The 17717-nt window shown below is 62.9% G+C and carries 19 protein-coding genes; 13 read left to right on the forward strand and 6 right to left on the reverse strand.

The window, feature by feature from the left end; all coding sequences use genetic code 11:
* Positions 1-164 precede the first annotated feature (164 nt).
* From AB0L82_RS35290 to AB0L82_RS35300, 3 genes are read right to left on the reverse strand one after another with little or no spacing between them, the layout of a single operon-like run.
* On the reverse strand, positions 165-743 hold the full coding sequence (locus tag AB0L82_RS35290) for a hypothetical protein (protein ID WP_364646629.1): 579 nt from the start codon (positions 741-743) through the stop codon (positions 165-167).
* The gene (locus AB0L82_RS35295; RefSeq protein WP_364646632.1) at positions 733-3090 is read right to left on the reverse strand and encodes a hypothetical protein; all 2358 of its coding nucleotides are present in this window, start codon (positions 3088-3090) and stop codon (positions 733-735) included. The genes AB0L82_RS35290 and AB0L82_RS35295 overlap by 11 nt, the downstream gene beginning before the upstream one ends.
* A gap of 4 nt (positions 3091-3094) precedes the next feature.
* Positions 3095-3424: a hypothetical protein gene (locus AB0L82_RS35300; RefSeq protein ID WP_364646635.1), complete on the reverse strand. Its 330-nt coding sequence runs from the start codon at positions 3422-3424 to the stop codon at positions 3095-3097.
* Positions 3425-3580: 156 nt separating this feature from the next.
* Here AB0L82_RS35300 and AB0L82_RS35305 point away from each other — a divergent pair, with 156 nt between their 5' ends.
* Positions 3581-4018 (forward strand): hypothetical protein, encoded by a 438-nt coding sequence (locus AB0L82_RS35305; protein WP_364646638.1) that lies wholly within the window; start codon positions 3581-3583, stop codon positions 4016-4018.
* 88 nt (positions 4019-4106) lie between these two features.
* Here AB0L82_RS35305 and AB0L82_RS35310 read toward each other — a convergent pair whose 3' ends face one another.
* Positions 4107-5063 carry a replication protein RepA gene (locus tag AB0L82_RS35310; RefSeq protein WP_364646641.1) on the reverse strand — a complete coding sequence of 319 codons (957 nt, stop codon included), beginning with the start codon at positions 5061-5063 and terminating at the stop codon, positions 4107-4109.
* 1005 nt (positions 5064-6068) lie between these two features.
* Between AB0L82_RS35310 and AB0L82_RS35315 the strand changes: the two genes are divergently transcribed.
* The 7 genes from AB0L82_RS35315 (at position 6069) to AB0L82_RS35345 (ending at position 10820) form a co-directional block, all read left to right on the forward strand.
* Positions 6069-6422, forward strand: a complete 354-nt coding sequence (locus AB0L82_RS35315) for a hypothetical protein (RefSeq protein ID WP_364646644.1) — start codon at positions 6069-6071, stop codon at positions 6420-6422.
* 489 nt (positions 6423-6911) lie between these two features.
* Complete coding sequence (locus tag AB0L82_RS35320; protein ID WP_364646647.1) at positions 6912-8648, forward strand: hypothetical protein; 1737 nt, start codon at positions 6912-6914, stop codon at positions 8646-8648.
* A 235-nt stretch (positions 8649-8883) separates the two neighbouring features.
* Complete coding sequence (locus tag AB0L82_RS35325; RefSeq protein WP_364646650.1) at positions 8884-9030, forward strand: hypothetical protein; 147 nt, start codon at positions 8884-8886, stop codon at positions 9028-9030.
* Between the two features lie 367 nt (positions 9031-9397).
* Complete coding sequence (locus AB0L82_RS35330) at positions 9398-9586, forward strand: hypothetical protein (RefSeq protein WP_364646653.1); 189 nt, start codon at positions 9398-9400, stop codon at positions 9584-9586.
* Positions 9587-9891: 305 nt separating this feature from the next.
* Positions 9892-10224, forward strand: a complete 333-nt coding sequence (locus tag AB0L82_RS35335; RefSeq protein ID WP_364646656.1) for a hypothetical protein — start codon at positions 9892-9894, stop codon at positions 10222-10224.
* A gap of 34 nt (positions 10225-10258) precedes the next feature.
* Positions 10259-10432, forward strand: coding sequence for a hypothetical protein (locus AB0L82_RS35340; protein WP_364646659.1), 174 nt, complete (start codon positions 10259-10261; stop codon positions 10430-10432).
* A gap of 97 nt (positions 10433-10529) precedes the next feature.
* A complete protein-coding gene (locus tag AB0L82_RS35345) occupies positions 10530-10820 on the forward strand; it encodes a hypothetical protein (protein ID WP_364646662.1) in 291 nt (96 codons plus the stop codon).
* 682 nt (positions 10821-11502) lie between these two features.
* Here AB0L82_RS35345 and AB0L82_RS35350 read toward each other — a convergent pair.
* Both AB0L82_RS35350 and AB0L82_RS35355 read right to left on the reverse strand, forming a co-directional pair.
* A complete protein-coding gene (locus AB0L82_RS35350; RefSeq protein WP_364646664.1) occupies positions 11503-11727 on the reverse strand; it encodes a hypothetical protein in 225 nt (74 codons plus the stop codon).
* Between the two features lie 43 nt (positions 11728-11770).
* A complete protein-coding gene (locus AB0L82_RS35355) occupies positions 11771-12235 on the reverse strand; it encodes a hypothetical protein (RefSeq protein ID WP_364646667.1) in 465 nt (154 codons plus the stop codon).
* A 794-nt stretch (positions 12236-13029) separates the two neighbouring features.
* Here AB0L82_RS35355 and AB0L82_RS35360 point away from each other — a divergent pair.
* The 5 genes from AB0L82_RS35360 to AB0L82_RS35380 all read left to right on the forward strand — a co-directional run bounded on the left by AB0L82_RS35360 (position 13030) and on the right by AB0L82_RS35380 (position 17685).
* Positions 13030-13569 (forward strand): sigma-70 family RNA polymerase sigma factor, encoded by a 540-nt coding sequence (locus AB0L82_RS35360; RefSeq protein ID WP_364646670.1) that lies wholly within the window; start codon positions 13030-13032, stop codon positions 13567-13569.
* Entirely contained in the window at positions 13566-14513 is a 948-nt protein-coding gene (locus tag AB0L82_RS35365) for a hypothetical protein (protein ID WP_364646674.1), read from the forward strand. The genes AB0L82_RS35360 and AB0L82_RS35365 overlap by 4 nt, the downstream gene beginning before the upstream one ends.
* A 194-nt stretch (positions 14514-14707) precedes the next feature.
* Positions 14708-15517: a hypothetical protein gene (locus AB0L82_RS35370; RefSeq protein ID WP_364646677.1), complete on the forward strand. Its 810-nt coding sequence runs from the start codon at positions 14708-14710 to the stop codon at positions 15515-15517.
* 792 nt (positions 15518-16309) lie between these two features.
* The gene (locus AB0L82_RS35375) at positions 16310-16552 is read left to right on the forward strand and encodes a hypothetical protein (RefSeq protein ID WP_364646680.1); all 243 of its coding nucleotides are present in this window, start codon (positions 16310-16312) and stop codon (positions 16550-16552) included.
* Positions 16549-17685 carry a hypothetical protein gene (locus AB0L82_RS35380; RefSeq protein WP_364646683.1) on the forward strand — a complete coding sequence of 379 codons (1137 nt, stop codon included), beginning with the start codon at positions 16549-16551 and terminating at the stop codon, positions 17683-17685. Before AB0L82_RS35375 ends, AB0L82_RS35380 begins: the two co-directional genes overlap by 4 nt.
* Positions 17686-17717: the final 32 nt, after the last annotated feature.

Below are 17717 nucleotides of genomic sequence, written 5' to 3' on the forward strand. Positions count from 1 at the left end.
GACCATAGGAATGAAGGTGGCGGCAAGTGCCCGGGAAGCGCCCTGTCGGCATCCGTCATCGGCCTCGCCTGGCCGAGCTCGGTCGTGGCGGCCTCGGCAGAGCTTGCTTTCGGCCCGCTGCGTCATCTCATGGTGGCGTACTGCGCCCGAGTTGTGCTCGGCGGTCACTTCTCCGGGCAGGAGACCGGGTGCCCGAGGCGGGACACAACTTGGTTGTAGAGAGACGTGATGTCGCCCTGCAGGGAGTCATTCGCGGACGGGATCGCCGACGATTCGATTGCCAGCCAGCTTTTGAGGCGGCCAGCGCTATCGAAGAGAGCGGGGTACTTTTGCTTCAGATCGGCTGGAATATCTGCACAGCTGAGGGCTTTGTGGTTGAGCGCGTCTACATTCAACTGTCCCGCTGTTCCTCGGGGATACTGCTCTCCGCAGGCTGGCGGGTGCCCATAGCGGGACTCCAACGCTTTGTACAGGCTGGTGACATCCTTGGGCGGGTTCTGGCCGAGTTCTTGATCGACGGGCATGGACTGGATCTCTTTGAACGACTTCAGGTGACCGCTGGAATCGTAAAGATACGCATACTCCCAGCGGAGGTCTTCGGGCGCGGTGATGCACGAGAGCGTCGCGTAATCCTGACTTACCCCGACCGGGGGGGACACCGAAGCAGTGGAGGCGGTTTCGGCACCGCCGCAGCCCGCGGTCGCCCCGAGCGCGACCGCTGCACAGATGAGATTAGCGGCCACCGTTATGCGGCTGTTGATTGTCGTTCTTCCTGTAATTGCCGGTGACATCGCTGTATCCGTCCCTCATCGTAGAGTCGTGCCCGTCGTTGAGACCGAGTCGATTGAACACAGTCGTGAGATCACTCAGAGGGTCGGTGCCCTTCCCGTCAGTGGGCATTGTTTGGAGATCATGCCACGGCTTGAGTTGACCGTTGGCATCGAAGAGTTCGGAATATTCGGTGCGCAGATTGTTCGGCACATCGGCGCTCGCGAGCACGTTGTACGCCTGCTGATCGAAGTTCGGCGGATTCAGGCCGATGTTGTTGTTCGCCGCCGTGGGCGGTGCCCCGATCACCGCGTTCTTGAGGGGATCGCCGCCAAGGGTGATCAACTTCGAAAGCTGTTCGCCCGTAACGGTTTTGACAGTAAGATCGCCGATCGGCGCGCTGTACCCGAGTCCACGCATGACAGTCTCGTAGGCGATCTTCTTCTGGTTGTACGCGTCCGCGGCGACTTTGGCGTTGTCGGTGGTGTGGGCGCTGATCTCATCGCGTAGACCAGCATCTACCAGCCCTTGCAGCCTTCCGGAGTCAACGAGTTGATCTCGAGCATGGGGGTCGTTGGGATCCTGACCATAGTTGATTTCGTGCTGCATCGAGGCTGCCAGCGCAGCTGCATTGAATTTCTGGCCGGCCAGATCATTCGTGTCCATGAAGGAGAAGATGTTCTTCGAGCCGGTGAAGGTGTGGTTCTTCGATGGGTCGGTCCAACTGTCACCGTTGACATCGGTGACCTTGAACCCATCGTTGGTGGGGTGAGTCGGGTTGGTCAGGTCATCGATGTATGGGGTCATGCTGGTCGAAAGAGTTTGGACCAGTTTCGGATTCAGATCCCCGACCGTCTGATGGTCGGTTCCGGGGATGTCGTAGAGATGCCACTTGTCGTTACCGCCGGCGATATGACTCGGTGCGTCGTCAGTAGAGGCGAACTGCGCAAAAGCGCTCATGATGGTGGCTTGGCGGTGGGCGTCGACCGATCCGGGCTCGTTATCGGCAAACGCGAAGAGCTTGGAAGCGGCCTTGTCGTCATCGGTCCAGGTGTGGGTGAGGACGTCGTGGAAGAACTGATCATTGGGTTTGCCGCTGGCATCAACAACGAGGTTTTGTACGGCGGCTTTGTCGTCGCCGACCGCGCTGAAGATGCCCTCTGTCAAGGCTGCGCGGGAGTTCACCCCGTGGCCGTCCACGGTGAACCCTCGCTCCGCGTGATCAGGGGCTTGTTCGTAAGTAACCTGTGCGTTCAGGTATTTCGCTCCGACGTCCAGGAGTTGCTTGTCCAGGCCGGTACCGGCACGGTAGCGCGGGTCCGCGCCCCCCGCGATCTTGGCGATGGACTGGTTGTCCGCGACGCCATTGAGATTGGTGTACGTGGTCATACGGGCGTACGTTCCACCACCGATCGTCTTGACCTCGGTATTCACCAGATCGGGGCGGGTAAGCGATTGCTCGAGCTTGGCTGGCAACAAGTTGGTGTCGCCGTGGTCAGGGATGTTGGGATCGCCCTTGACCGCGGGGGTGATGGCGCTGGTCGAGACCATCTGCAGTGAATTCCTCAGCGCAGTCGAGGCATCGGGGGGCAGCGAGTCCACGATCGCCTGAATTTCCTGTGGGCTCTTGTTGTCCAAGGATCGGGCAAGTTGGTTGATGTAGTCCATCTGTGCCACGGGAATCGACACGGTCTTGCCGTTGTGCAGATCGGTCAGTTGATCATCGGTCAGAGTTCCGGCATCGATGAGGCGTTGGCGCTCGGCGTCGGTCAGGTGCGTGGGATCCAAGCCCACATGCTTGCCATCGTTTTTGCCCTGCTCGCCACCGAGTGAGGCGCCGGAGGTGAATGCGACGGTCAACCCGCTGCGGGTGAGGTTCAACGCGTCCATCACAGCATCGTCTGCGGCCACGACTGCGTTGTACGCGGCAGTCAGGTCCTTGTTCATTTGTGCAAGATCGCGCACATTCCCCGAGCCGATCACCGCGAGCAACTCGGTCACTGTCCAGCCCTTGTTGCCGCATTCATCGAGCAGTCCTCGCGCCTTGCGCAGCGCTTCGTTGATCAGCGTGGCACCGGTGCGGGCCTGGGCGGCAAGCCCATTGAGTTTATCGACCAGGGCTTGCACGGTCTTCAGGTCAGCGGACGCACGGTTGTGTGCCGCGTCGGCGGCCTTGCCCTGCCAGTACTGGCCGTCGACCTTGGAGACCGAGTCGACGTACTTCTGATAGACCCCTTCCAGACCTGTACCGATCTGCTCCCATTCGGTCGCGTACTGCTCGAGAACCTGCGGATTGACCGTACGTAGCCACGTCAGCAGCATCGGTCTATTTCCCCGAGCCTACGTTCCAGTCGCCGGTGCCTTGGTTGTAGGCGGTGACGACGGCGTCGTAGTTGCTGTCGTCCATGTTCTTGAACGCGGTGGCGCACTCGGTCATTACGGTTCCCGTCTCATCCAGTCGCTGCTTCGCGGTGGCGACCAGAGCGCCATACACAACTTCCTGGGTGATCGATCCCGCAGCGAACGCCGATCGAAGTCCGTTCTTGGCGTTCGGATCCGGGGCATCCTGCGGTTTGATTCCGGCCGCTTCCTGCGCGTATCCGTGCAACGTAGTCGCCAACTTGCCAAGAATTTCCAGATCGACTGCCAGACTCATACAACCCCCAAAACTGTTGCCTATGAACGCAACCCGACCAACTCGAACCCAGTCCCACCACCCCAGAGTCCGCACGGTCAGTGCTTGCGCAAACTATATAACAACCGTCAGGCTGAAACCTCGCCACCAATTCGAATTCTCAGATCACGAGGCCCTATGCAGAACAACGGTGACCTGACCAATGCTGCCGCACTGGGCTTGTCCGAGGATGATGCCGAACTGTTCCACATCGCGCTAGGAACCTACATCGCGACCTCAACGACACCCGATGGCTCGGTGTCAGTGGACGTCAGCTCCGACGGCACAATCCACCGCTGGCACCTCAATGACAGCGCCCGACGCGCCGTCCCAGAGGAACTCGTGTCGACGGTGATCGATCTGATCAGCCAAGCACGTGTACAGGCACGCGCTGCTGTCCGTGCTGGCTTCGGCCTCGACTCCGCGAACGAAACCTTCACTCCCCACAAGACTCCCGAGCACAAATCGGAGCCAGCCTCTACTCTCGGGCCAGCGCCGACGGCCACATCCGATGACGCCTGGGACGACGACGAGGACTACTACCACCAAGGCAAATCGCGTATCGCGGCCGACTAACCGTGGTTCCGGCCTCCGGGAGATGAATGCACTGTTCGGCCGCGGGTGGTGGCGTGTGGGTGTGGCGGCTGGAGAGCTGGCAGGGTAGCTACGCCTCCAGCATCAGCTGGGTACTCGCCGACTTCTCCACCACGAGTTGACCTCTGTCGCGGACATGGGGTCGACTGGGCCGCAGGATCAAACCGCTCGTGGTCAGCTCAACGTTCGCATCGTCCCAAACCTTCATGACGCGATCGAGCTTGGACTCCAGGGCTTTGCGGAACTTGTACCGCGCCGGCGGAGTGGTCAACTGGCGCGCATTACCAAACTGAGCGTTCACTTCGTCCAACGGGATGGTCAGGGCAGTCTTGCGGCCCTGCATATTGTGGAACTGCCAGTTCAGGAAGTTGTACAGATCGATGCACCATGCGTCGTCACCGAAGATCCGCAGCGCCCCAAGGTCCAGGGGCACAGCGTGATTCATGATCTCATCGAAGAAGTCGGCCGACAGTTGGATGACCGCGCGGTCGTCCCCGCCTTCGCCCCACATCAACACACGATGGGCCACCGACATGTTCGTGGTCAGCGTCGCACGTTCGCCATCGGGGCCAACCCGCTTGCGCTCCACACTGATCGCCGCATTGAACAGCTTGTTGGTTTGGGTAATCATCCGGGTCAAGCTGCCGGTCTTACCGCCAGTGATCTTTCCCTCGGGGTTGATCTTGCGGAAGAACTCGACCACACCATCACCGAGAACGATCGTCGGAGACTCGTTCTGCAGAGCCTCGTTGATCACATAGAACAGCGCCCACCGCGGCACCACACCGGTCGGGTAGCCCAGAGACACGGCCTTACCGGACAGCGGGTCCGTGGTGTACCCCGGCCTCACCGTCATGACGATGTCGCCGTTGCGGCGCTGCCACACAGGCACGTCACCGGGATCGCGGTAGGGCAGGCACACCTGTGCCAGATAGCTTGTGGTGTAGACGAGTTCCTGCTCTTCCTGTTCTCGCAACAGGTCCGCGGCCGCCAGTAGCGCAAGTTCGTCACGTTTGGGTCGCGCCATGCCGACCACTATGCCGCACAGTCCAATCGATCATCCGAACGGACACACCAGCACGCATTAGAAGGGTCATCTGAGAGTAAAAAGCCCGATATCGAGACTGACCGGAACCATCGGATCGTCTCTCGAGTTGCCTGTCGATGACCCTTGTCATGCGTGACGCGGGTCGCGGGCGCACAGACACTCCCTGATCGCTGACCTCAACTCGTGCCGGACGTCGTGGTGATGACCTCTCTAATGCGTGATCTTGCCCCGGGGATGCCCGTTTCGGGCCTCGTCAGCTCGCGCGGCACGCATTAGAGAGGTCATCACAGTGGAATCCTGCGCATTAGTAGGGTCATGCCAGGCGGGCGCACGCATGACAAGGGTCATCAACTCCCACGTCGCACGCATGAGAGGGGTCATCTTCGCCTCGATGTGGGCAGGGCGAACCTGTGGCTGTAGCCGCGCGCAAATCCTCGACCTGGGGCATCCGCCCACCGTGCGGCTGCGCGTCCGATCCATCCCGCATAGCGGTGCGACGAACGACGGCAGAGCCCTGACTGGTTCCCCGGCACGCATTAGAGAGGTCACCGCCAGCATCGGGCTACGCATTAATAGGGTCATACCCATCTTCCTGATGACCCTATTAATGCGTCGCACATCGCGTTGATATCCCTACTAATGCGCGACCGGTCGAATACATAATCCGCGCATTAGTAGGGATATCGTCAGTCGACACCCTTCTGTGGATTACGCATTAATCGGGTCATATCAACGCATTAGAAGGGATATAGCTATCGCCGCTCCACCTGGTCTGAGCTGCATGTTTGACCAATTCGACACTCCAGGACAAGCATGTGAAATACGACTGTGATTGTTTGAGATCGACCCGCTTGCACGGAGTGGGCTACACCCTCTAGTCCCCTCGAATAACGCGGCGCAGAGACTCGCGCAAATTCGGCGAATTCCGCTTCATTGTGCGTGTCGACTGGCTCGAATCTGTTAACAGCGGCTAGGTTGTTGCGCATGGCTCAGCCAGACAAAGGCTCACGAGATCTCATAGGGGCGCGCGTTGCGACACCCGTCTATGAAGTGATGAAGGGCAATCTCCCCCACCGCGGGATGGGTCCCTACCTAGCCGATGTCGCCGCACTCCTGCACGAACGGCCCGACCTCGTCACCGACAACCACTCCCTCGGTGCCATAGCGACCACGCGTCCGATCTATGACGCGGCGCTAGCCGAAGCCGCACGACTGCAGATGCCACTGACTGAACTGCTCAACCTGCTTGTCGCCCACGGGCTGCACCGCCCCGAACTACTCGATATCCATCCCGCCGAACAGGAGGCGCTGCCGTTCGCAGACGACAAAGTCGCCTAGCCGGAGCCTCCATCCGGTGAACCACACCTGAACATAGCTCGGCCCCCCTATCGCCTGGAAAACGTTTCGGGGGGCCGCAACTCCCACAGTCCGAAGGCCGCTGCCTGAACGGGCAGGGAGACCTTTATGTAAGGAGCTGTGATGAGCAGTTCTCACGGTAGCGTTCTGCCTCCTGCCGGACAACCGCGACACGCCCACACCACATCCAATCCTGCACCAGCCACGCTGGCCCGCGACACCTCCACGCCGCCGACCTTCGATCCACGACCGACCCCCGCGCTCGGTGCACTCATCAATACCCAGCCACCCGCGCCCGCTACACGAGTATTCGCACTCCTCACTCCGATGCTCGCCGCACGGCACTCACACCGTCGCTACGACCCCAAACGCGGCAGCTACGAAGGCCACGCCCGCTCACACCTGCCTGCCACCCCTCCGGCAGTCGCGTGCGCAGTCCCGATCTACCGAGAACACCACACACGCCAGCTTGTGTTCGACCTCGACGCCAAGAAAGTCGCCAACCTGGCAGCGATGCACGCCGACCTCACCCAACTACTGGCCTGGCTCGACGAATGTGGCGCCCGCTACGTCATCGACTACTCCACCACTACCGGCGGCGTTCACGTCTACATGCCACTGCCACTCGGACTCGCTGTCACCCGCAACGAAATCGAACCACTGTTACGAGTGATCGGTGCACACCTGCCCAGCCTCGACCTGACCCCCATGCTCGGACACCGAGCCGGCGCCATCGCCCCACCCGGATCAGTCACAAAAGAAGGCGGGGTACGTGCGCTCGTCGGGTCACTGGGCAAAGCAATCGAGGCCTACACCGTACGCAGCGAACCCGGCGTCCTGGGTCGGCTAACCGCGCTGCTCGGCGTCTCAACCACCGAGCCCTCCCCGACCACACCTCGCGCGAACGCCACTGCAGGCGCAGCTCCCTCCAGTCTGCTGTTCGACCGTGATGGAGAGGCCGGACGCCTCCGGCCCGCCTTCCGCTGGCACGGCGAAATTCCCGCACCGGTTCTCGCGTTCGCCACCACCGGTGCCCTCCCCTCGGATCGCCGATTTGCGTCCCGGTCCGAAGCTCGGGCCTCGGTGCTGTGCCACGCAATCATGCGGGGCATGTCACTTGCCGACGTCCGAGCGCGAGAACCTCACTGGCACGGCCTGTTCGACAGCTACCGCTACGACGCGCGTGGTCGCCACCGACCCGGCTACGACGTGCGCATCACCCGGGACTGGGAGTCAGCAAAAACCTTTGCCGCCGTAGCCACCTCAGAAGTCCAACTCTCTACACACAAGATATCAAGGCACACAGGCGGGGGGCGCCCAGCCAGCACCCCCTCGGTCTACAGTCGCTGGCTAGCCGACGCCCAGGTTTGGGCCAGCCACCACTGGAGCGGATCAGGCCACCGCTGGGTCGTCGCTGCGGTCCTGCAAGGACTGGCATGGGCCGCAGCGGTCTCAAAAGAACGGGCCAAGGACATCCCAGTCACAGAAGTGGGGGTGCGGTCCCTGAGCGTGATGTGCGGGCTCATGCCAGAAACCACGGTCGCTGCTGTACTCCGCGAAATCCGAGACATGCCCGGTTCACCACTGCTGCGAGTACGACGGGGCGCCGGCACCCTGGCTGATCGATACGCTCTCGTTGCAGCAACCACTCCCACCGGAGCCCCCCTCACCGCAGACGAGATATCCCTGGCCCGCGTACGTGTCGAGCCGGTCTCCCCCGCATGGAGAGAAGTCGGCTTACGCGCCAAACTTGTCTACGAACTCATCACCCACACAGGCCTGACTCACGCCGCTGACGTCGCCGCCGCTGCCGGGATCTCCCGCTCGAGCTGCTTCGACATCGTCACCCAACTACGCTGCGCAGGCCTGATCGCTCCCTGCGGGCCATGGACCGCAGGAGCACTGTCACTGGACGAGTTCGCCACCCGGCGAGGCCTTCCTCGAATACAAGCCGCCACCATCGCCCGCCACCAGCGCGAACGCGCCCAATGGGTGCTGTGGCTGGCAATCCGATTCGGGCAATCCCCCGATGACAGCATCATTGCACTCACCTTCGACAGCAGCCCCCCGGCCCATCCATGGGACCGCGAAGACGACTGGGCATGGGAGCAATGGATCCACACATCCAGCTCACCAGACCCAGGCGACCAAACCCTGACTTCCTCGCCAGACTCCCCCTCGACTTGCGAGGCCTTCGTTCATGACTGACAGGAGCAGATGATCGAGGCAGGATGAGCCAGCTAGCGCTGCGCCGCCATTTCCGTTCTCCAGCTGCCCATCCATATGTGGAAATATGCGCACTATGGAATATAATCTGGCGAGTCCCACACAGATTCGCCTGAAACCTCGACAACCTGCACCTGGCAGATCCGGCCGCTCATCGACAAGGTCATAGCTGCGGAATCCAAGAGGGAGCCTGACTCCTACTGTCACGGACTCACCCTTGGCGGTACTGCTGCTGAGTCGGGACACCTTCGCCGCGTTCGAGCGTCAGCTGATCCTCGGACCAGCGCCAAGTGTCGCTGCGCCCAAAGCCCGCGATACCTACACCGGCCGCAAACCCGCACTGACCGCAGAACAAATCGGCTGACTCAGCGAACGGACCACAGCAGTTGAGTCGAAGTCGTTGCTGGCCAAGGAATTCGCCATCAGCCGCGAACCGTCTACAGCTACCTCGGCGTCGTGGGACATCTTGTACCGATGGCGTTCTACCATTGAACTCCATCGGCAGCGCGTGCTCGCGCGCTGCCGATTCCGTTGTCCGGCAACGGTTCCACTCTGGGCGATCGGCTAGCCGTTGGCGGCGCGGGCCTGTATCGCGCGCTTGTAAGTCCACCACGACCGGTATCGGGGGGCGATGACCCTGCGCGACGCGGCCGAGAACTCGGCATCCCAGTACTCGAACATGCATTCGATCATTACACAGACCGGACGGTCTTCCGCGCTAGGCTGCACCGATGACGAGCGTGGGCGATCGAGTGCTGCTGGTGGTCGGCGGAGTATCGATATTCGAGGTCCTTGACATCGCCGGAGACACTGCGACGGTGCAATCGGTCGCCGATGTGCCCGGCCGCTACCCGTTCCCCGCGCGCGTGAGTGCACTCGTCCCAGCGAATTCGGAGCCCGATAAAGGCGGGACCGACTGACCCACGCGCCGGGCCCGGCGCGCTGCGCGTGCGTGCGACATAAGCGCGACATCGGTGCGAGAGGCTGCACCGCATGACATACCCTCTCGACACCGATCCGGCGCTGCGCGAGCTTGACGCCATGCGCACCATCCACGACCAGCTGGCCGAACTTGGCTTTGCTCGCGATCTCCGGCGGCGGTTGTTCACGAATCCAGGCGGCAGCCGGTGCGACTGCGTCGGGCGTGTCGTTCGTGAATGTTGACGGCGGCCTGGAGGTCGGTCACTGAGGTGGGTTGTCGGCGCCGAAGGGCATAGTTCGACACATGAGTTGCGATGTGGTGATCTGGGAAGGTGCTGAACCGATCAATGATGAGGATCGGCAAGACACTGTGAACGCCATCGGAACCTGCTATTTCGAAGCCCGAGTGGGAACGCCGCAGCCGCCGACCCAGCGCATCACCGACTTCGTGGAGGCGCTGCTGCGCCGCTGGCCGGATATCGGGCAGGAGGGCAGTCCGTGGGCCCGAGGGGTGACCCAGTATGCGTGTGGTCCGGCGTTGAGTGTCGCGGTTGTGTGGCGTCGGGTGGACGACGTCGCCCCCGGCATAGCCCAGCTGGCGAAAGAGCATGGCTTGCAGTGCTATGTCCGCGGATGATCCGAATCGGTAGGAGTCGGTTCCCGTCTCGATGATGTTGCCGCCGAATGCGGACGAGACCGCGGACACCACTGCTCTGGAAGAGCACGCCAACGCCATACAGGACGAACTCGACGCCTTCCTGGCGCTCAAAGGAGCCGAGATCCAGGAGCAAGTCCGCTGGCGCCCGCGCCCGGATCCACCATCCGGCTCGGACAGACTTTTCTGAGCATCAACACCTAGACACTCGAACCTCGCGTGTACGTCGTCGGTACCGAGCGTTCTGCTAGATGCGGGGCAGATCGGTTCGGGCGCACCATCATTCGATGGGTGACTACGACGCCATCAACGAGCGCAACGCCGCCCTGGCCTGCGCGGCGGGCTGGCCAGAACTGACCGGGAAACCCACTCAAGTGCCGTGGGCGATTACCGTGCGGCAGAACAAGCTCGACGAGTTCGACGCCGGGCAGATCGCCGAGCCCGAGCGTGGTCAGGTGCGGGCGGTGCTGCTGCGCGAGACGCGGGCAGCAGTGTGGCTCGACAACCGTGCGCACCCATGGCGCGTGATGTGGCTGGTCAACCTCACCGATACCGAGCGCGCTGCGCTGCTCGGGTAGACCATCGAGCGACAGCCAGCAATCAGAACTGGGAACTGCGCCGCATAATCAGCTTCATTATTGGCGTTATCATTCTCAGTACACATGCGGAGCCGTGAATGCTGATCTCATTATTACGCATTCGGTATCTTTTGCTATCGCGTAGTAGACTGACGCGAGTAAGAGCGCTCAGAGAGAGAGCTCTGACTCCGGGGGCCACCGGAGCCAGAGCCCAAGGACTGATCAGAACCAGCCCCACTCCTGCGCGTCTTTTACGAACCTCAGCAGGTTCAGTGTGAAGGCCACAGTGGAGAGAAATCTTCCTGTGGCCTTCGCTCTGTCCAGGACACGCCACCTGGTCGGAGGGGTGGAACGCGAGTGTTTGCCCAAACTGATCACCGTCCATTTCCTCAGCCGCTCTGCCCCTCGGGCAGATTGGTTCCGGCTGATGAAACGGACGCCGATCGGGTAACTCGCACCCACGAAGGAGTTTACGGGTTCGAATGCGTTCGCAGCCAATTCGCGCGATCCCATTCCGCGTCGGCGTCACCGGTAACATTTGATCTGTGTCTAGCCATGGCTAGTCGTGGCTAGCCAGTAGGCGTCCGAGACCCTCGCGAGACAATGCCGTCGACAATGTGTGATTCGCATCACGTGAGCGGTAATTGTCTTTTATGTACGAATTCGGAGGCACGTGGGCGGGTCAGTTCAGCCGGGCACGCGCCTCGCGCAGGTAGCGGATCCGCGCGTCCTGGTCTTCGGTGTCGTTGTGGTTCAGGATCCGCTTGCCGGTCTCGAACACCACCTCACGCAGGTCGGCGTCGAGCGCGCGGGCGTAGCGGCCATGGTGCTCGTTCTTGAAGAAGTCCTCAAACCTGGTGCGGGTCTGGGACTCACCGATGATGTCCCACCAGTCGAGCTCACGCATGGATTTCACTCTCACAACCAGGCAGCGCGGGTACGTGGACGGCTCATCGGCGGGCCCAGCGCTCGTGTGCGGACTGGCGGGTCATGCCCGCGGCGCGCCCGATCGCGTCCCACGATGCCCCGTGCTCGCGGGCCTGGTTCACCGCGTGGGTGAGTTCGGCCTGGGCGGCGGAGACCGCCTCGGCCGCGTCCTCGACCGCGCTGAGCCCTCGGAACGGTGCGATATGGCGCAGCCATTCGGCGTGGCCCTGGTCCTCGATCTCGTTCAGCGCCCACGCGGCCTCGCTGTAGGCCAGGTGGTGGGCCAGGTCTTGCTCGGAGGGAGTGCCGACGCGCTCCCAGCGCGTGCCGCGCCAGCGGCTCTCGCACTCGCATATCGGTTGCCACGCAACCACTTCCGATTGCGGACGGAACTCCCACAGATCCGCGTCGCGGATCCGCTCGCCGTCGGCGTAGCTGGTGGCCGCGACCGTGCCCGCGCTGTCAGCATCGGGAACGCTCTGGTCCATCGGGTGAGCTCGGGGGCGTCCAGGAGCCTGCACGCGAGCTTGAGCTCCTCGCCCGGGTCGCCGGTCGTGTGGTCCAGGACCGCGTCCACCGTCGCCGGGCCGCTGTCTCGCTCGCGGGGAACTGAGAACGTATGCCGCACATCGGTGACACGCAGGCTCGGGTTGTCACCCTCGGGACCGTTGAAGTCCATCTTCTCCCCGATCCGGGGCAGCCTCGCCATCCCGTGCACACAGAACTGGAGCGAGCGTTCCTGCCCGTGCACCGAGACCACCACCAGATATTCCAACGGATCCCGCACCGCCGATCCGGCGCGGACGGAGCCGGATCCGGGGTCGCTTATCGCCGCGTCTCGCATGGGCTCGATCCTTCTCCTGATCGCTCCTCGTCGTAGCGGTTCATCGGAAACCCTTACCTGGCAGCCCAATTCGGGCAAACACTCCATGGTTCGGCTACAAAAGCCTTGCCAACAGCGTATTTCGGGCAGAACGCACAGACTTCGGGTTCTGTTGAAACATTCGTGGATGACTTTTTTGGGGATCGAGTTCGCGTTCGGGGGTCCTCATCCCACTTATATATGACCGGTCTTGTTCTCAGGCGTGGAAGGTATTCCAGATGAGCTCTGCCACCGTCGATGCCGTTGCGGCACAAGGGCGCCCGATTGTGCCGATCACCCGGCTACGGCTATGGCCGCACGTGCACTGGGACACGCCAGCTGACGGCGCCTCTGCCACTTCGGATTTCGGCGGCTGCGGCATGTGGCTCACGGCCGGTGTGGCGTCGGGTCGGTGGCCTGATGGAAGACCGTGAAGAGCCCGCGAGCGCGGGTTCTGCGAATGGCTCACCTGCATCAGCGGCGGTCAAACTTGAGTTGTGTCGCCTCTTCTACCTCAAACACGCGCCCGGTCTCATGATGTACCTGGCGACACAGGGCGCGTCGGCCGCTGACGCGGAGGACGTCCTCTCGCACACGATGTCTGAGGTATGGGTGCACTGGGACCGGCTCACGAACCCCCGCGCATGGGCGTATCAAGTGGCTCGGCGTGCGCTGATCCTGCGCCGTAAGCACATTGCCAGGGAAAGCCCCACCGATTTCGATCCCGAAGCAATTATTTCCGGCGCGCTGGATATCTCGCCCTCCTCCCATGACCTGTTATGTGCCATGGCCCAGCTTCCAGACAGACAGCTCGAGGTTCTGGGGTGGAGGATCGCAGGCTTCTCTCCGAGTGAGATCGCTGAAGAACTCCACCTGACCCCCAGCAATGCCCGCGCCAATCTCACGAAGGCGCGGCGCAGCCTAGAGGACCAACTCAAGGGCGGAAACGATCAGCCATGACCGACTTCCATGACGACGACCTCCTCGGTGAGTGGCTAACCCAACGATGCGCCGAGTTGACCGAGTCCATCGCGGCCACCATGGATCTCGAAGCTGGATTCCAGGACAGCCTGCTCCGCGCCCAGCACAAGCGCCTGGTCACCGAGATCGAAGCTTCTCCAGCTGACAAGAACCACCCACGCGATATCGAGACCGCGCCGAATGAGCCTGCGAGGGTGGACTCTCCCGCGCTGGAGCGGCAGCTGTCCAGCCGGATTCGGCGACTGCCCCCTATCGATCGGATCGCCCTACGCCCGCACGTGCGCCAAGCCACCAATGACGCCGCCGAGCACGCGCTCAAGGCGGTGGGGGCGAGCCTGCCTCCCGACCGGCGCGTATTGGAGGGGTGCACGGGCGAAACCCGGGACGCGGTGGTCACCGAGGTCCTACTCGATTGGCAGTCCTATGTCTGCATCGTGGACTCGTCGCTGTGTCAGATTCTCGGCACCCAGCACAGGCTCCTGCGCGAGCTGGCCGACCGGTCCTTGACACTGAGCATGGATGCCACCGACTGGATCACAGACTTGCGGAACACTCTCTACGGCACGATCACCGGCCTGCGTGAGGTGTTCACGATGTGGGGCGAACTAGTGACCGGACCTGCCCCGAACCCGGTCAGCAGAGTCCGCGGTTACGCCGCCGGTGCCCGCGACCTACTCATGGCCTTCGCGGTCGAGATCAACGAAATCGGGTGCGCGACCAATGACTTCGCGGAAGCCGATTTGCGCGATATCGATGTGAACCGGGTGTGGCTGCACGGACTGCGCTGGTCACCGGCCACCCGATGGGGGGATCCCACCGTCAGGGACAACATTCGCGCGCGTTCGATCGCCCTGGGCAACGATCTGTGGGAGGTCCGGGACCACAGAGACCTCGCCGAACTGGAGCAGCAGGTACCCGCATGAGTCGCTCCGTGGGTGCGGATATCGCGCGCGAGGCTCGTCGATGCGATGTCCGTGCGAATGAGATTGCAACGGTAACAACGGCTTTCGTGGTTTTCAGGCCCGTCGGTGTGTCGCGGGCATCGGCCGGGCGATGGTGCCATGCTTGTCGACTGCGCGGGGGAAATCCCGCGTGGTCGATGCCGTAGAGGTGTGAGATGACTTCGCGCGAACTACCGCGCCACTACCACGTGTGGGACGCCCACGACTACCGCATGGTGGTGGCTGGATGCCTGGAAGGGCTCAGCGATGAGCAGATCGCGGTCCGGGCGGGCCGCACGGTCGCGGCCCTGCGTGATCGGGGCGGCTACTTCGTGGATCCGGTACCGGGCAACACCTGCGCCGCGTGGTCGCGCCTGCGCGAGGAACTTACCCTGAACCCCGAATACGACTGGGAGGCCACGGTACGGCGCCGTCACGCCGCCGAGCAGCTGCCGTACTGGGACGAAGCCGGGGACGCGTTGCTGCGCCGTACGTGGGAGCAATCCGCTCCGACAGCCGGGCCTGGCCGGTGGCTGCGGGGGCGTGGCCGACGCGAATCACGCACGCGCATGGCCGATCTCGAGGAAGACCTCGGCATCCACGAGTTCGAGATCGCCAAGCGCCTGCGCTATCTGAAACTGGCCCAGAACATCGTCGAGGTGGCTGAGCGGCTCGGTGCCCGCGACGATGGCGTGCTCGCGGCGCGGGCGCGGATGTTGAGCGACCGTCTCGCGGTCACCCTGTGGCTGCTGATCGTCACCGATGAATCCGGTGGGGTGCTGTCCTGCTCACTGCATCCCACCCAGGACGCGGCAGTGACCGCGAAAGACGCGGCCGCCCAGAAGTTCCGTAAGCACCCACTGGCGGTGTGGACCATCTGCGGGCGCTCGGTCGGCGACGGCGTCATCGGAGACGAGTCACTGACCGGGGACTTCGACACCGGGGTAGCGCCGGTCGTGAACTTGGACGAACTGGACTTCGGATGAACCACGGAATGGCCCAGAGGCCGGTGAAAGCGCGGAAGGTCCTCAGGGTCCTGATGGAGCCCTGAGGACCTTTCACTGTGTGGTGGGCCTGCGGGAACAGGACTCCACCGGAACCCGGGTGCTCGACTGCGCCTCTGCGATCATCCGGGGGACCAGCAACAGCGCCAGTGAAACCTACTGTCCGGTAAATCCCGCGCTGTTGTTACTACTCTAAGTCACCGCGTGTCGTCTCAGTCCCCGTCTGGGACATGCAATTAGCCGTTGAACAGGGAAAATGCCGGAATTCTTGGTATCGGCTCAGTATGGCGCTCGTCACATCGCGTCCCATGGGCGCGGCATTGGACACAACGTTGGACAACGCGCGCGGCATGGCGTGCATCTGTTCGTCGGCGTGTCGAACTCGCATTCGAAATCGGTCCCGGAACTGGTTGGACGCGAATTTCTCAGCTACCCCTGGTCGACCGCCGCTAAACGTTTCGTTATCGGTCCGTGACGGGGCAAAATGGTCAGCTGCAGGGCCTCGGGTGATCCCGGGGACCGCCTGTATCCCAGGGAGCGGGAACTTCCTCGGTGTCAGGTGTCGCGACCCAGGAAAGTCTCGACTGCGCCATTCGCGGTACCCCGAAGGCAGATCGATCCGTTCGTCGTTGTTCCGGTCGCAATCTCCACCCGCGAGTGAGCCACGCAAAGGGCGGATCGATCTGCCCTCGGGGGATCCATCCTGAACAGGAGCAGACCTCAGTGGTCCCCCGATCGAACCTCGCTGTCCCCGATCCTGCCCCGCCTCCACCGGTGGGAGTGTCCTGGCCGAGCGCTTTCCTCGGCGCGGTCATCGTGGTGGCAGGACTCTGCTATCACTACCTGCTGATCCTGCACGGTATGGACCCCACACACGCGAGCTATTACCTGCTATCGACTGCGGTCCCCTTAACGGCGCTGGTCCTGCCCACCAGCTCCGTCGGCGCCGTTACCCGCTCGGTTTGCCGCGCCGCCGCGGTGGTGCTGGGCCGGATCGGCAACGGGGGCACACAGTGACCAGCAGCGAGCACAGCGGCCCCGATGCGCCCTTCACCCCTGCCAAGTTCATGCTGGCCATGCGCCGTTTCCATCAGCGCTCGGGCCTGACCGCCGGGCAGATCGCGGTGTCCTCCGGGCTCCCGCGCTCGACCGCGTACCGGTTCACCCATCCCGAGAACATCACCCTGCCCAAGAGCCGCGACCAGGTCCTGCAGTTCCTGCAGGCCTGCCACACCCCCGCATCCCAGATCCGGACGATGCTGCGCCTGTGGGACCTGCTTGCCGGAGGCATCCGTCCCGACGAGCCAGCCCGCGCGGTCACCTTCGGCACGGGCGGGCAGATGGAGTTCATGGTGGCACCGGAGATCCCCGAAGACCTGCCCCACCCCGACAGCCACGTCGGAGACCTGCTCAAGCAGTTGGTCGTGCGAGGGCAGCGACTCCGGTACACCACCGACAGCACGCCCGAGCGGGGGATGGTCGTCGAACTCGGCACTCCGACCGAACATGGCTGCCTGGCCTGCGCTGGGACAGGAAATATCGCGGCGCTCGAAGCCATGATGCCCACCCGGGTAGGGCTGCTGCGCCGCATGAGCTGGCAGCCGCCAGTACTGGCGCTGCTCCTCTTGACGCTGCTGGTCTACCCCGTCATCACCCAGCTAGTCTTCGACTACAGCGTGCGGGTCGCGGTGTTCCCCATCCTCATCGTCGGAATCGGACTGCTGGTGCTGCTCTCGGTCTCGCTGCAGCAGTTCAAGACCTGGGTGATCACACCCACGCGGCTCATCGCGATGACCGTGGCGAGCATGGGTGCCGGCACGCTGTCATGGCTGGCCACCTCCACGCCCATGATGGGACTGCTCAGCGGGTTCAGCGTGTGCGCGCTGGCACCGATCTGGCTGAGCTTCACCCAGCTGCCCGGCCTGTGCACCACCGCGCGCGGGGTGTTTGTCCTGCTGTCTGCGGGCTGGTTCGGTGCCGTCTTGGGCTGCACCGCCAGCCTGGTCGATATGCCTATCCCCGGCGCGGTCCTGACCGGCATCGCCGGAACCGCGGTATCGATCATGCTGCTGTCCAGTCGGCTCCTGCCCAGCCCTACTGAGGAATCCGGCGTCCCGCAGAACACCCCGGAGCCCTCTTCTGGGACCTGACCCGATGCAGATACAAGATGAGCACATTCACG

This window comes from Nocardia sp. NPDC052001, from assembly GCF_040680615.1.
GTDB lineage: Bacteria > Actinomycetota > Actinomycetes > Mycobacteriales > Mycobacteriaceae > Nocardia.